Raw genomic sequence first — 16,000 nt, forward strand, 5'->3', positions numbered from 1 at the left:
ATTATTTTTCACAGTTATTTAGGAGGAGGCGGAGCCTCGGGTGGGGCGTTCCCAGGCGGAGCCAGGGAACGAGTTAAAACCGAGTTAAAATAATAGCAAATAATGAGTCCGCGTCGGCGTACTTTGCTTGCATAGGAGTGATTTCAATTGCCCGCCTAAATCTGCAGAGGTGGGATTTGAATTGGCTGTTTTTTACAGAAAAATCGGACATTATAGAAGAGTCAAACCAGTTTAGCGATCGCCTCGATAAACTGTCGTTCGTTGTAAGGTTTAGTGAAATACTGAGACGCGCCGAGTTCCATTGCGGTTTGGCGGTGTTTTGCGCCACTGCGGGAGGTAAGAACTGCCACGGGAATATGACAAAAGTGCGGGTGTTCTTTAATAGTTTTGAGCAATTCAAATCCATCCATGCGGGGCATTTCGATATCGGCGACAATCAGCGAACAATTGAGACCCTCGTGCAACTGTTCCATTGCATCTTGACCGTCTTTTGCTTGGGCCACGCGATAGCGCGCCCGAGAGAGGGTAAGAGAGAGCATTTGACGAATAGTATAGGAGTCATCCACCACCAAAATCAGGGGTTGAGAGGGTGGGGGAGGGAGGAGACGAACGTTACTGGAGCGATCGCCCATTGCGGGAGTTCCGGGTTGAATTTCCGCCTTCATGGGAAGCAAATTAGAGCCTTCTGGATGCAATTCCCCCACGATATCATCCACATCGAGAATGCTGACCACTTCGCCATTGCCCAGAATGGTGCAACCGAGAACGGTGTGAGGTTTAGAGAGGGGTTGGGGTAAAGGTTTGACCACAATTTCCTGTTGACCCACCAGACGTTCCACGGCGATCGCCACAATCCCATCGCTGGAACTGAGGACCAACACCGGGATATAATCCTGTCCCACCGGCACCGGCGAGGGATTATCCGGAGGGTCTTGGGTGTAATGGAGCAAATTTTGCAACGGAACCAAGCGGATATATTCCTCGCGCCAGCGCAACATGGGGCGATCGAGCGCCATGTGGATGTGCGAGGGTTGCACGTGAACGATTTCTTCCACCGCATCCAGGGGAACCGCCAGGGTATGATGAGCGATTCTCACCAATAAAGCATCGGAGATCGACAGCATCAGGGGCAATTTGATAATAAAACTGGTGCCTTTACCCAGGCGCGAGTCTACCTTCACCGTACCGCGCACTTGTTGCAAATTATTTCGCACCACATCCAGGCCCACACCGCGCCCGGAGAGGTCCGTCACTTGGCCGGCGGTACTGAAACCGGGCCAGAACAAGAATTCATAGAGTTCGTTCAGGGAGAGTTCCGCTGCTTGTTCCTCAGAAACCCATCCCAATTCTACCACCCGCGATCGCACCCGATCCGGGTCGATACCCTTCCCATCGTCGCTGACGGTAATAATCGTCTGACCCCCTTGGTGACGCGCTTCGATTTCGATTTGACCGCTGAGGGGTTTGCCCGCTTGCTGGCGTTCTTCCGGGGTTTCTATGCCGTGATCGAAGGCATTTCGCACCAGATGCACCAAGGGGTCGCGCAATGCATGTAACAAACTCTCATCGATTTTCGTTTCTCGGCCCAGCAGCAAGAGATTCACCTCTTTGTTGTGAGTGCGAGACAGTTCGCGGATGGCGCGCGGGAGGCGATCGACGGCGCGACTGAAACTGACCACGCGCAACTGCATGACGCGCGATCGCAGGCGTTCGCAGATGCGGCGCAGGCGATCGGTGCTGCGTTCCAAATTGAGGGCCACATCGTCGATTTGGGTACCCGATCGCGCGATCGCCTGGGTGGTTTCGATAGTTTCTTGGGCGGTGGAGTGAAATTCCCCATAGGTATCCAATTCCAAACTATCGAAAAGCGACTGATGTGCCGCAGACCCGATATTCTCACTTGTGCCGCTAGAAGGGGTCAAGGGTTGAGCCGATTCTCCCGCCAAGCGATCGTATTCTTCGCGCAATTGAACGCCGAATTGATTTAAGTCGCGGATGTGACGGCGCAGGCGCTTGACTTCCGATCGCAGTTGAGTTTCTTGCAGTTCCAAGTGAGTGCGGTTAATCACCAATTCGCCCACCAGGTTCACCAACTCCGTGAGACTGTCCAACTCCACCCGAATCGTGGGACGCACCACCACCGAGGGGTCTTGTGCTGGCGGAGTTGGCGCGGGCGGATTTGGCGCTAGGGGTTGCGGTTCGGGTGGTGGAGGTGAAGGTTCGGCGGCGGGAGTCGGCGGTGGAGTTTGTGCGCCGGGTAACTCGAACGGTTCGATCGCGATCGGTTGTTCGTGCAAGACTTGTTCCCGGGCGGATTGCAAATTTTGGGCGATCGCCCATCCCAGTTGTTGTAGCTCTTCCGGGGATAACTGCGGCGCATCCACAATGGCGCGCAAGCGATCGGCAATTTCGCCAAATTCCGGTAATTGCAACATTCCCGCCAACCCAGAAAGCTGGTAGTAGGTTTCGTTCAGTACCCCGAGGGTTTGTGACTGGTTTTCCCGGGTCAGTTGCGAGAGTTCCGTTTCCAAGCGGTCGAGAATTGGCGGCAATTCTTGCTCGAAAATGCTTTGAATTGCCGTAGTGCTGGCGGGATTTTTTTGTACCCATTGCGCCGATTCGTCTCGGGTGCCGTATTCTGCTTCTAACTGAGCTTTAATTTGCGCGATTTCCTTCGCATCTTCCTGCAATTGTTCCGAGTCTGGCGTACCGCTTTGTGTTACTGTAGCGGTGGATTTTTCGGTCATGCTTTTTAGGCGATCGACCCCCGATAGCAGGGCGCTCACCGTGGCGGATTTTAACTCGGATAAGTCAGCGCGATCGCGCAGAATAGCAAACCCATCTTCTAAAGCGTGAGCGGCGTGGGAAAGGTCTTCAAACCCAAACATCAACGCCGACCCTTTAATCGAGTGCGCCGCGCGAAACATTTCTTTCACTAATTGTTGTCGAGCTTCAGCAGACTCCGCATTTTCCATTGCTAACAAATGGTTTTCTAGCAATTGGAGAAACTCTTGCGTTTCGGCAATAAAAGCCCCGAGCAGCTCGTTTAAGTCGTCGGAGTTTATCAGTGTCATGGTTGGTTCTCGGTAAAAAAAGCGGGATAGAATGGAGAATTGAGCGTCGAGTAAATTATATCAAATCCGGATTGGTGCAACAGAGTTTTTTTGATAGGGATTAGTATTTCACCCCTTTTACCCTGCCCTGATGTGGTGTAGATACACCCTTTTCGGCTGCGGATTTTTCTGTAGCTTCCTCGATTCATTCTTCATGCAACCTGGCTCAATTCTCCAGTTAGTTTAGGCGCGGAAATTAGAAACCGACGCTTGGAGTTGATTGACTGCGATCGCCAAATCATCGAGAGAGCTGCGAACCTGCACGGATTTTTCCGCCGTGGTGGTAGAAATCGAGTTAACTTGTTGCATTACCGCAGAAATTTCCGAAGCACTGGTGGTTTGTTTGTTCGCCGCGCGAGTAATATTTTGCACCAAATCGTTCATTTGACGACTGACCTCGATAATCGCAATCAAATGAGTTTTCGCCTCAGCGGCGAGTTTCGTATCCGCGACGACTTCTTGCGTTCCCGCTTCCATTGCGGCACTGACGCGACCGATTTCGCTGCGTAAAAGTTCCACAATTTCCGAGATTTCTTCTGTTGCGGATGCCGAGCGATCGGCCAGTTTGCGGATTTCTTCCGCCACCACAGCAAATCCCAATCCTTGTTCGCCGGCTCTTGCGGCTTCAATTGTAGCATTAAGCGCCAGCAAATTGGTTTGGGCGGCAATTTGCGAAATCGAGGTGACAATTTTGCCGATTTGTTGCGAACTTTCTCCCAACCGTTTCATCATTTTTCCGGTTTGAGAAATGGTTTGGCGCAGTTCGTTAATGCCCTGCACCGCGCGGTCTACAGATTCCCCGCCAATTTCTGCCGTTTGCGCTGCTTGTTGGGCGACTTTTTCCGCCCGCATTGCCACATCGCACACTTCTTGAATGGAATGGGTTATGCCTTCGATTTGGCGCAACGAATCTTCGATTTGTTCGGCTTGATTGCCCGCCATATTCGAGAGTTCTTCGGTATTGGATATCGATTCGCCGGTAGCCGTTCGCACCTGAGTGGCCAACTCTTGAATGCCCGTCACCACTTTCCGCAGGGAAGAAATGAGGAAATTAAACGAATCCGCCACCGCACCGAGAACGTTATTGGTAACTTCGGCGCGCACGGTTAAATCCCCTTTGGCCGCTCCTTTAATTTCTCCTAGTAATTTAAGCACATGTTGGGTAAGCGAATCCGCCTCGGCTTTGCGGTCTTGCGCCAATTTTTCCAAATCTTGTTCCACTTCTTTGCGTTCGGTTAGGTCAAAGCGGATGCTAATGTATTTAATGATTTGACCTTCTGGATTGAATATCGGGGCGATGGTGGTATCTACCCAGTAAAATGAGCCATTTTTGCGTTGGTTTTTGATTTCGCCTTGCCAAATATCCCCAGCAGAAATCGTCGCCCACAAATCCTGGAAAAAGATTTTCGGGTGATGGCCAGAGTTGATAAGACGGTGATTTTTTCCGAGTAATTCCTCGCGGGTGTAACCGGAAATTTGGCAGAAATTATCGTTGACAAAGGTAATCGTGCCTTTCGGGTCGGTTTCGCTGACGATCGCCGCTTCGTCAAGCACATTTTGCCGGGTTTTCAGTTCTTGCAAAAGGCGCTCTTGTTCGGCGGCGAGTTCGCGCAAGCGGCTTTCGGTTTCCTTGCTTTGGGTGATATCGTGAGCCACCGCATAAAGTGCTTGCTGCTCCAGGGAAGGGCGCACACTCCAGGCTAACCATTTGTAAGACCCATCTTTGCACCGATAGCGATTTTCAAAATAGATGGTTTCTTCGCCTTGGGCGAGTTTTTCCGCTTCCGCAATGGTGGCGGCGCGATCGTCGGGATGAACGTATTCGACAAAGGGGGTGCCGATCAGTTCCGCCTCGGTGTAGCCGAGGGTTTTGGTCCAAGCGGGGTTGATGCGCTTGAAATGGCCATCAAACCCGGCGATACAAAGCAGGTCCAGGGAGATGGTGAAGAAGCGATCGCGCTCGATTTGGGCCAGCTTGCGATCGGTGATATCGCTATGTATCCCCAACCACTCGCGAATGCTACCATCCGGTTCGAGGATGGGTACGGCGCGAACCAGCATGTGTCGATACTCCCCATCGTGGCGACGCAAGCGATGTTCTACTTCATACAAAATGCGGTTTTCTAGGGCATGTGCCCAGACTTGTGCCGTATGGGGGCGATCGTCCGGGTGAACCGCATCCAGCCATCCCCATCCCTTCAGTTCGTCGAAACTTTGGCCGGTAAACTCGCTCCACGCCGGTTGTTCGGTCACGAATTCACCTTCCGCTTTGGTATCCCAGATAATTTGCGAGGTGGCTTCGATTAGGGAACGGAACCGCTCTTCCGATTGTCGCAACAGCATTTCCGTGTGCTTGCGATCGGTGATGTCGATTCCCATTTCTACCACGAGGGTTTCGCCATTCAGGGTGGTAAACGGATAGTCGTAAACTTGGTATGTGCGTCCCTTCTTCGGTTGCTTCCATTCCCAGGTTTGCGGCTGTTTTGTTTCAAACACGCGAAATGTGGGACAATCGGGACAAGGAGTGAGTCGATTGGCAACCACTTCATAACAGGGCCGCGAGTCTGTCTCCCCGAAGAGTTCGTGGAAAGTGCGATTGGCTAGGGCGATGGAATAATCCGGTTTTTGCAGATACAGGAACGCCGGAATGCCATCAATGACGGCTCGCAAGCGCTGACGTTCCAATTCTAGGGCTTGTTCGGCGCGCTTGCGATCGCTGATGTCGCGCGCTAAACCCAGGATTTGCATGCCGCGATCGCTTTGAAAGCCACTTAACTGTAGTTCCACGGGAAAGCTACTCCCATCGGCTCTTTGATGGATGCTCTCGATCGCCAATCGCTCCCCTTGCTTCAGCTTGTGCCACAGTTGCGCGTGATTCTCGGAAATTACCGTGGGATCGACCTGGGCGATGTTTAACCGTAACAACTGCTCCCGGGTATATCCCAAACTGTCGCACGCCTGCTGGTTGACGGCGATCAAATTTCCCTCCATGTCGGAGAGGAAAAAGGCATCGGCGGCAGATTCTACCAAATTTCGGAACAATTCCTCACGCTGGACGATCTCCCTTTCCGCTTCCACGCGATCGCTGATGTCGCGAATGATGGTAGATAAATACTCGATTTCCCCCTCGTCGGATTTTTGCCCGATTATCACTTGGGAAGTGGGAATGCGTCGCCCATTTCGGTGCTGCAACATCGTTTCGCCACTCCACACCCCCTGAGCCATTGCTTTATCGATTCCCTCTTGCAACTGCTCTCGGCATTTTTCCTCCTCGGGCACTACATCAAATGGCGTCAAGGAAGAAATATCTTCCTCTAGGGATAAACCCACCATCTTGCGTCCCGCTGGATTAATATACACCGCATTTCCCTGGCGATCGCATATCCCGACAAAATCAATGGTATTCTCTAAAATACTCGCAAGCTGTTTCAGCCTCACTTCCGCTTCTTGGCGCTGTTTGATTTCCTGTTGTAAGGCTTCGTTCGCCCTCTCCAGTTTTGCCGCACTCGGAAGAGCCTCCACTTGAAAAAGTACCGGCAGCATCTCCAACACCGCCCACACGGAAATCCCCCCACACAAGAATTTCACAGTGCCCAAAATCCAGTAATTCGGTTGCCAAATCATCCAGAAATCGAGCAAGTACGTCACTCCCACCCCTCCGAGAAGTGCGGGAATAAACCAAAACACCGGGCTAGCTACGATATCGCACTGCTTGCGGATAAAATAAACTAGCATCCCGGCGATCGCCACACAAGCCAGCACTAGGGCAATGTCTGCGGAAACATTTAACCAAACTAACCCCGGCTTCCATTCATAACACTCGCCATAAGGCAATAAATCGCCCAGTAAGAGGTTTTGGATTGACTGAAGCATAAAACATCCTCATCATCGATAGCAACAGTTGTCATGGGTTGGGGGTCATTGGTCATTGGTCATTGGTGATTGGTACTCCTACAAAGGACAAATGACAAGTGACAAGTGACAAGTGACCAATGACAAACGACAAATGACAAATGACCAACCACTAAGAGCGGAAATTGGCCACGGATTCTTGCAACTGGTTGACCGCGATCGCCAATCCATCCAAGGAGCTTTGTACCTGGACGGATTTTTCTGCCGTATTGGTAGAAATGCCACTGACTTGCTGCATCAGTTGTGCGATCGCGTCAGCGCTGGCAGTTTGCTGGGTAGCGGCCCGGGTAATATCTTGCACCAGGTCGTTCATCTGACGGCTGACATCGATAATCGCCACTAAATGAGTCTTCGCCTGGGCGGCGAGTTTCGTCCCCGCCACCACCTCTTCGGTGCCCGCTTCCATCGCCTCGCTCACCCGTCCGATTTCGCTGCGGATTTGCTCCACAATTTCAGAGATTTCCTCCGTCGCCGATGCCGATCGATCCGCCAGTTTGCGGATTTCTTCCGCCACCACCGCAAACCCCAACCCTTGCTCTCCGGCGCGTGCCGCTTCAATCGTGGCATTGAGCGCCAGCAAGTTGGTTTGGGCGGCAATTTGCGAAATCGAGGTGACGATTTTGCCGATTTGTTGCGAACTTTCCCCCAACCGTTTCATCATTTTTGCAGTTTGGGAAATGGTTTGGCGCAATTCGTTAATCCCCTCCACCGCGCGGTCTACCGATTCCCCACCGGTTTCAGCCTTTTGCGCCGCTTGTTGCGCCACCTGTTCGGCTTGTTTCGCCACCTGGGACACCTTTTGAATCGAATTAGCCATCCCTTCGATTTGGCCCAAAGCTTCTTCGATTTGATGCGCCTGTTCTCGCGCTTGGGTGGCTAACTGTTGTGTATTGCTAATCGAATCCCCCGTCGCCGAGTTAACCTCCGTGGCGAGTTGCTGAATGCCTTTCACCACTTTTCGCAGGGAGGACACCAGGAAATTGAACGAGTCGGCTAAGGCACCCAGCACGTCGGTTCCCACTTCGGCGCGCACGGTTAAGTCTCCTTTTGCCGCCCCTTTGATTTCCCCGAGCAGTTTGTGGACTTGCTGGGTCAGGGTATCCGCTTCGGCTTTGCGCTGGGCGGACATTTCTTGCAAGTCCGCGATCGCCTGGGTTTTTTCCGCTTCGGCAGATTCGCGATCGCGAATTTCTTGCTGCAACTGACTGTTCGTCTGTTGCAATTCCCCGGTGCGCGCTTCCACTCGTTGTTCCAAATCCGCCGTAAGCTGTTCGAGGGCTTGTTGGGTGCGTCGCTGTTCGGTAATATCCCGCATCACTTTCGAGAACCCGCGCAATTGCCCTTTATTATCCCGCAACGCGGTAATAATCACATTCGCCCAGAATTTCTGACCATCTTTTCGCAATCTTTCCCCTTCCTTCTCAAACCGACCCTGGTTTTTGGCTTGTTCCAGTTCTCCCTGCGGTGTGCCCAGACGGCGGTCTTCCGGGGAATAAAATACCTCGAAATGCTGCCCGAGAATCTCTTCGGCGCGGTATCCTTTAATCCGCTGTGCCCCTGCATTCCAACTCACCACCCGCCCTTCGGGATCTAGGCGAATAATCGCATAGTCTTTCACTCCATCCACCAGGGCGCGAAATCCTTCTTCGCTCTCGCGCAGGGCATCGAGAGCCTGTTTGCGATCGGTAATGTCCAAACAAGACCCGATATAGCCGGCAAAGCTGCCTTCGGAATCGAACCGAGGCACCGCGCTCATCAAAATCCACCGATATTCTCCATCGGCGCGTTTGAGCCGCACTTCCAGTTGGAATTTTTGCCGCGCGTCGAATGCCTTTTCGTAGGTGTTTACCGCCCGCCCTCGGTCTTCGGGATGGAAGACTTCCGTCCAACCGTAGCCGAAATCTCGCTCGATCGCGCGCCCGGTAAATTCTACCCATCTTTGGTTGAAGTAATTCGCTTGTTTGTCCGCGCCGGTGACCCAAATCAATGCCGGCACCGTATCCGCCATCGTGCGAAATCGCTCTTCGCTTTCTTTAATTGCGGCTTCGGCTTGTTTGCGTTCGGTGATATCCAGGACAATGGCTAAAAATAGCGATCGCTCTTCCTGGCGCATGAATTGCAGGTGAACTTCTACCGGATAAAGACTGCCATCGCGCCGCCGGTGAACGGTTTCGATTCGCAGTTTTTCTTCCCGCCCTTCCACTAAGGGGGCGATCGCGTTTCTTAACGTGGGCATGTCCACCATTTCCGGATTGATGTCCATCGCTGTTTTGCCCAGCATTTGGTCTAGGGAATATCCCAGGTTTCTCAATGCCCCTTGGTTGACGTACTCGAAAGCCAGGGTTTCTTCGGAAAACAGATAGATTTCGTTGAGGCTGGACTCGACTATGTTGAGCAGTTGCATCCGCTCTCGTTCGGCGTTAATGCGTTCGGTGATGACTTCGCTGAACATGATAATTCCGCCCACTTCGCCGCCGCTGTCGTACCAGGGATGAATTTCCCATTTCACCCAGTCGGTGGTGCCGTCTCGGCGGGGAAAGGGATCGGCTTCGCAGCTTAGGGTTTCTCCGGCTAAGGCGCGGCGATGCAGTTGAATCCAGCGTTCGGGCACTTCGGGAAATAAATCGTAGTGCGATCGCCCCATAATCTCTTGTTGTTCTAACCGATAATCGCTCAGCCAGCGCCGCGATACCACTAAATAGCGCAGTTGGTTGTCGAATAAGGCGACGGCGGCGGGAGTGTATTCCACAAACAGGCGCAGTTGCTCTTCTTTTTCCTGCCGATCGCTGATGTCGCGCACTTGGGCTAAAATAAACGTCTCTTCCCCAACTGTGACCCCATTGAGAAAAATTTCGGCGTCAAAGATAGAACCGTCTCGCGGTCTTCTGGCTTTCCAGGTAAAGGTTTGCCCAACCCCTGCGATCGCTTTTTCCCACCGTTGCGGAAGGTTCTCGATGGGATTTCCCGGCCCTGAGTAATCTTTGACCAGAGACAGTTTGGAGGCGTTTTCTCGGCTGACGCCATACTGTTGCAAAACGCGATCGTTGAGGTCGATAATTTCCCCGGCTGCATTGTGAATGAAAATCGCGTCATCTATGGCATTAATAATCGCTCGCAATTTGGTAAGTTCGGCTTCCAGTTTCTTCTCGCTTTCTGGATAAATTATTAAATAACCCAGGGTTCGATTGTTGTCATTTTTAAGAGGAATTTTTTCCAGGCTATCTAGTGAATCATTCAACCTCCTATGTAGGTCAGTTTGCCTTGCACTCTCTGACCCCTTCTGCTGATTCAATACTCCCTCGGCGGGTTCTTCGATAAATTGTGCGCGGGAATCCAATCCAAATGTTTGGGCAAAAGATTGGTTGGCTCCTAAATAAACCGACTTGCTATTTTGCCACGCAATTGGCAATGAAATTTGCTTAATCGCTTTTGTTAATAAGTGTCCCGATGGCAGAAAGCCCGTTTCTATGACCTCGGCCATGCCCCGGCGATAGGTGATAAATGCGCCGAAAAACGTTACCACACTAATAGTTTTTGCCAGGGAAAATAAGAGAAAATGGGCTTGTTGTCCCCAAGAAATATCGGCGATCGCGCGGACAATAGCATCGGCTCCTTGGAATAAGAAAAACCCCATCGTAATGAGTAAAAACAAGACCGTCTTTTTTGGCCGCAATATGGGCAGGATGGCGAGCGCTATGCCCAAACAACATCCTCCCTGCACGAACAGCAATCCACCCTCAATCCCTATCCCGTTTGCCTCGGGTAGACGGGAAGGATCTATTTGCAATAACCACTGAAGGAGTAGCATAATCTCGATTGTCCTTTGTGCTTTGTTATTTGTCCTTTGTCATTTGTCTTTGGTCCTTTGTCTTTTGTGGGAGTACCAATGACCAATGACCAATGACCAATGACAAATGACCGATGACCCATATTTACCAGCGTTCTGATTGGGCGAGGGCTTCGATATCTAAAATCATCACTAAGCTGCCATTCAAATCGTATAATCCCCTTAAAAATGGAGCGACTTCTTCGCTGACGTCAATACTGGAGACAATGCGATCTCGATTCACTGAAATGACCCCATACACCCGAGAAAGGGCTAACCCCATTCGCACGTTCGAGAGGGCGTTATTGTTCCCATTGGGGACTTCGACCACTAAAATCCGACTCTGAGGAGAATCGGGATCCACAGGTTCGGCACCCATAAAACGCCCAAAATCCGCAACCGCGAGGATTTCCCCGCGTAAGTTCGTTAACCCGATTAAATAGGGCAAGGTATTTGGTACGGCACAGATGGATTGTTGCCTGAGAAACAGAACTTCGCGCACCGACATCAGGTCGATCGCAAATTGGCTTTCTCCTTGCCCAAATAATAGGAACTGCACCGCATTTCCATCGGTTGCGTGCTGGAGTTTTTCGGTTTCCTCGATAGGATCGAATCCCTCTGATGCAATCATAAAGCCTCCTTGGGAAATATGGAGCCACGGAATGGGTCAACCAGAAGCGATCGCGTTGATGGGATATAGATAGATCGCATTTGATGCTTCCGGTGGGGGTAGCGATCGCGGGGAAACCGGGTGCGCGGGTTGCCCTGAGCTTAGGGTGCCCGAAATTTCCCCAAATTCTGGTAAAGGCGGAAGAATCTGCCCCTCTCTCTCGCCCCTGGCGCAATTGTTTTACAAGAGTCGCTGTACGATGTCAACCAGTTGTTCCGGGTCAAAGGGTTTGGTGACGTAAGCATCCGCCCCTAACTCGGCCCCCCAGGTTTTATCGATTTCGGTGTTTTTCTGAGAGCAGAAGATGACCGGCAAGCGTTCGGTTTTGCGATCGCCGCGCAACTCGCGGATGACTTCAAACCCGTTCATCCGAGGCATGATCACGTCGAGTATCACCACATCGGGGATCGATTCTCGAATACAGGCGATCGCTTCTTCGCCATCCGTTGCTTCCACCACTTCCATTCCCGCATTTTTCAGAATGCGGCTAATCATCTCCAGTTCGCTGGCTACATCATCCACAACTAAAATTTTGGCCATTTTTATGGTTCCCTACTTTCTATCGGGTTTCACTGGTGATTTTCCCTCTCCTTTCTTATTCTATGAGATTGGCAATCCCAGACGACCTAATACTTCAAATTACTTAACTTTTCTGACCAGAGCCTATCTGCGCCATCTCCCGCTGGATTTTTCAGCCAGAACTGTCAATCTGTATCGAGTGGGTTAATTGGCGCAAATGAACCCTTCTGTGCGTTCTTTTCTCCCCTCACAAAATATTTTTTTAGCCTCACCTTGATGAGGCGATCGCGCTGATTGTTTGCTGATTGTTTTCGGCTTTTCCACTTCTGCTCTACCTGAGAAAAAAGTATCGCTTGCTAGAAATCTGCCAAATTCCCACCCTTCTTTCTCGAACTGAGCGCTCTATCCTAGCAATGGAATCTCTCGCGTTTATCCCTCTTCTTTACCCCTGTTTTCTCCCAGTTCAATTAAGCTGTTAAGCGGTTAGCCATTGAATTGGATAACAGTAGCTCCCGAGACACTCGCGTAGCTCCCGGGAAGCTCGCCCTTCGCCCAGGCTGCCCGGTAAGGCACTTCGCTACCATTGAAATCGCCCTTCTGCACGCACTCCTGAGCCACTCCACGCCTCCTTAACCTCCTACCCGGACTCATCTTTTTTGCCACTCTTGCTTCAGATAGGATACCATCCACATGCAACCTGCCTACCGATGGAGTCGGTGCGCGAACCTGCCAAAACCATCCAAAAAACTTTCCCACCCGTTGAAGGCGGGGGGTTATGTACCGGAGGTGCGTTTGCTCGGTATAGAGTCTATTCACAGCAACGTTTGCACGGTGGATGGAGGAGCTTGCCCCATTCCACCGATTTGGGTGTTGCTGCATCTAAATTAAAGAACCAGCGGCAAACCTGCTTAGAGACGCAGGCAATTTTAGGCGCTGTTGCGAACCGATTCAGGCATACTTTTAACAGGCTTCTCGGTGTTGAGAAAAGCGTGCTTGGGATCTAATCGCGGTATTGTTGGATGCTCCCGAATCGGCGGGTTTGCGGTTAGCCTCCTGTAGGGGAATTTCGATAATAAACTCGGTTCCGCGATCGGGGGCGGAGACGCAGTGCAATTGACCCCCATGTTTTTCCACCACAATATGATAGCTAATGGATAAGCCTAAGCCGGTACCTTTGCCCACCGGCTTGGTAGTAAAGAAGGGGTCGAACAGTCTTTGGCGAACTTCCTCGGGCATTCCCGATCCGTTATCGGCAATTCGGATAACCACCCTTCTACCACTGCGATCGCCGGTTTGTGCATCGCCCTCTACAATATCGGTGGAAATGCGAATTTCTGGTTGGGGTAAATTTTCCCGGGAAAACTCGCCTTTGCCATTGAGTTTTTCCGTTGCGGAAGGCAAACCACACAGAGCCGATTGGGTTTTCGTCTCTAAAGCATCAACCGCATTGCTCAAAATGTTCATAAACACTTGATTGAGCTGTCCGGCGTAGCATTCGATAGGTGGCAATTCGCCATACTCTTTGAGAATTTCAATTCCCGGAAATCCCGCTCTGGGTTTGAGGCGGTTGTGCAGGATTAATAAGGTACTTTCCAGACCATCATGGATGTTGACCCGCTTCATCTGCGCTTCGTCTAAGCGGGAGAAATTCCGCAAGTTCAACACGATTTCGCGAATGCGATCGGTGCCTAACTGCATGGAAGAGAGTAGTTTCGGTAAGTCTTGACGCAAGAAATCCAAATCGATTTCTTCCGTGTAGGCGTCAATTTCAGGTTCGGGATTGGGATAGTGGGTTTGATACAGTTTGACCAGATTCAATAAGTCGTCAATATAGCAGTTGGCATGGTCGAGATTTCCATAGATAAAATTCACCGGATTGTTGATTTCATGCGCCACGCCCGCCACCATTTGACCGAGACTGGACATTTTTTCCGTTTGAATCAGTTGCGCTTGGGTTTGTTTGAGTTCCTGTAAGGTTTTTTCCAGTTGCTGCGCCTGTTGTGTGAGTTGCACTTCCCGGCGCTGCAAGGCTTCCATCATCCGCACCCGGGAGGTAATATCTCGCAAGGAGGCAATGATCGCCGGTTCTCCTTCCCATTGGGTTTCCACCACTCGCATTTCGGCGATCGCATCTTCTGCGTCTGGGCGCAACACCTCTACCTGCGTCTGTACCACTCGCGTCCCTTTGCGCTCTGTTTCTCCCACCCGCTGGATAATCTCGGTGCCAATTTGACCCCCTTTAATCTCGAATACCCGGGTGCCAAACACTTCTTTGCCAATCAAATCTTCTGCGTTGCACTTGAACAAACATTCCGCTGCCTGGTTCGCAAAGCACACCCGCCCTTTGCTATCCAAGATAATAATCCCATCCCCTAGTTTGGTGATGACATTGCGAAACCGAACCTCTCTCGCATCGAGTTCTTCTCGCAGTTGCTTGACTTGTTGTTGGAGTTGCGCTGTCGTTACCATAATTCCCTTCTTCCTCTGTGGTTGAACTCTATCTGCTGAATGTCAACATGGGGCAAACCAAGCCAGTGCCCCTAATTTCTAATGGTTTGTCTGCGATTCGCGTTTTGCATCCCCGTTGCCTACCTAACACTTCCGGCGGTGGATCTGGGGGTGGTGCCTGAATCCAAGGGGGCTTTCCAAAACTCATGCGGTGGAGTCTCCTCCCCGCAACGTTGGCTCTTGACCCCTCAAGTCATTGTTGTGCCTTGCTTTTCGGCATATGCCTTAGTTGTTTTTCTCCATTGCCAAAGTTTGAGTGCAGGGAGTCAAAATCCAACTGCTCATCGAGAGGGCATAACCCGAGCATTCCTCTGAGTCGCTCCCACTCTTCCTCCTGAATCCATAACTTCGGCTTTCTTCTCCTATTCTCGAGGTTTTGCTACTTCTATTTCGTTTTATAGAACACTTTTTGGAAGTTCTTTAGTATTTTTTAATACTTCCAGCGCCTAGGGTCATATGATAAGGGAAAATTCCTCTTAAGAGTTAGTTCCCTTGGGTAGCTCGGATTTGGCGGGTTTCTTCAAAATTTAAACAAATTTTCCAGAACCGGAAACATTACTTAATATCGGACTCTCCTAGCTCAAAGTCCCGTTTGACCGCCAGACGCATTCCGTCTCCTCCCATACCAGTTGTCTGAAAAATACGGTGATTTATAAGATTAGAGTGGCATCAATAATGACTAAACCACATCAGCTATTTAGCGGATTTTTGACAATTAAACTTTGCGTGCAACTACGTAAGGGTTTTTACCGATGGAGGGTCAGCGCCCACCCGTAAATCCCGCAAGTCCTCATTTGAACTTGATTTTTTCAAGCCCACACCCGCAACGTTTCTCCCAGTCAGACCCCAATGGAAGGCTCCCTTTCATCGGTTCGGTTGTTCTGCAAAAAAAATAGACCCCTCATGCCGATTGTTACCCATTTAATCCGCCAAAGGGTTGAAAATTTACAAACTCTTTATCATTCATGGCTCAAACTTTATATTTTTGTGTTTCAACACAGGGATGGAATTTGAGCCAGTGCCATCCCGATTAACACAAGGATTGTCTACATCAGGGAAATGACAGTACAATTGCCGGATTTATTGGCGATCGCCGTCAAACTCCTCCTTCTTTTTCTCCCGGCATTGCAATCCGGCAAGGCAGTTTATTCTCTCGATGTAAAATACAATTCGCCCCTCAGGGTGACGTTTCGATCTAAGGGGGCGCAGTTCACGGGTTGGATTTGACTTGCCGATAGGATATTTGCTAGAATTTAAGATAAAACTATCGGGGTTAAAGGGGTTCACAATTTCCCCGCAGAGCTAAGTCATGCTTTTTGGCGATCGTTGCCTACAGCAGCCCGGATCTCGTCAAGTCGGTTCTACGTTAATTTTTGTCAGGGACTCCGTAGAAACCAACCCCATGTCTAAAGTCAGGGGCTTGTACTTCTAACCACCTGACCAGCCTAAACC

Annotated in this window: 7 protein-coding genes; 1 reads left to right on the forward strand and 6 read right to left on the reverse strand. The window is 50.8% G+C overall.

The genetic code is table 11. The features are described from left to right. Positions 1-221: 221 nt before the first annotated feature. From AC0QH1_RS06180 to AC0QH1_RS06205, 6 genes are all read right to left on the reverse strand, one after another. On the reverse strand, positions 222-3,074 hold the full coding sequence (locus tag AC0QH1_RS06180; protein ID WP_324630067.1) for a hybrid sensor histidine kinase/response regulator: 2,853 nt from the start codon (positions 3,072-3,074) through the stop codon (positions 222-224). A 222-nt stretch (positions 3,075-3,296) separates the two neighbouring features. Further along, complete coding sequence (locus AC0QH1_RS06185) at positions 3,297-6,986, reverse strand: methyl-accepting chemotaxis protein (protein WP_324630068.1); 3,690 nt, start codon at positions 6,984-6,986, stop codon at positions 3,297-3,299. Between the two features lie 151 nt (positions 6,987-7,137). Beyond that, on the reverse strand, positions 7,138-10,659 hold the full coding sequence (locus tag AC0QH1_RS06190; protein WP_324630069.1) for a PAS domain S-box protein: 3,522 nt from the start codon (positions 10,657-10,659) through the stop codon (positions 7,138-7,140). 298 nt (positions 10,660-10,957) lie between these two features. After that, positions 10,958-11,482 (reverse strand): chemotaxis protein CheW, encoded by a 525-nt coding sequence (locus AC0QH1_RS06195; protein ID WP_324630070.1) that lies wholly within the window; start codon positions 11,480-11,482, stop codon positions 10,958-10,960. Positions 11,483-11,701: 219 nt separating this feature from the next. Next, positions 11,702-12,061 carry a response regulator transcription factor gene (locus tag AC0QH1_RS06200; RefSeq protein ID WP_324630071.1) on the reverse strand — a complete coding sequence of 120 codons (360 nt, stop codon included), beginning with the start codon at positions 12,059-12,061 and terminating at the stop codon, positions 11,702-11,704. 939 nt (positions 12,062-13,000) lie between these two features. Next, on the reverse strand, positions 13,001-14,509 hold the full coding sequence (locus AC0QH1_RS06205) for a PAS domain-containing sensor histidine kinase (protein WP_324630072.1): 1,509 nt from the start codon (positions 14,507-14,509) through the stop codon (positions 13,001-13,003). Positions 14,510-15,607: 1,098 nt separating this feature from the next. Here AC0QH1_RS06205 and AC0QH1_RS06210 point away from each other — a divergent pair. After that, positions 15,608-15,775, forward strand: a complete 168-nt coding sequence (locus AC0QH1_RS06210) for a hypothetical protein (protein WP_324630074.1) — start codon at positions 15,608-15,610, stop codon at positions 15,773-15,775. Positions 15,776-16,000: the final 225 nt, after the last annotated feature.

Source organism: Phormidium sp. CCY1219 (assembly GCF_055795085.1).

Coding starts and splice junctions, on each gene's coding strand:
- AC0QH1_RS06180 (WP_324630067.1), bottom strand. CDS start 3,074: ATGACACTGATAAACTCCGACGACTTAAACGAGCTGCTCGGGGCTTTT.
- AC0QH1_RS06185 (WP_324630068.1), bottom strand. CDS start 6,986: ATGCTTCAGTCAATCCAAAACCTCTTACTGGGCGATTTATTGCCTTAT.
- AC0QH1_RS06190 (WP_324630069.1), bottom strand. CDS start 10,659: ATGGGGTTTTTCTTATTCCAAGGAGCCGATGCTATTGTCCGCGCGATC.
- AC0QH1_RS06195 (WP_324630070.1), bottom strand. CDS start 11,482: ATGATTGCATCAGAGGGATTCGATCCTATCGAGGAAACCGAAAAACTC.
- AC0QH1_RS06200 (WP_324630071.1), bottom strand. CDS start 12,061: ATGGCCAAAATTTTAGTTGTGGATGATGTAGCCAGCGAACTGGAGATG.
- AC0QH1_RS06205 (WP_324630072.1), bottom strand. CDS start 14,509: ATGGTAACGACAGCGCAACTCCAACAACAAGTCAAGCAACTGCGAGAA.
- AC0QH1_RS06210 (WP_324630074.1), top strand. CDS start 15,608: ATGACAGTACAATTGCCGGATTTATTGGCGATCGCCGTCAAACTCCTC.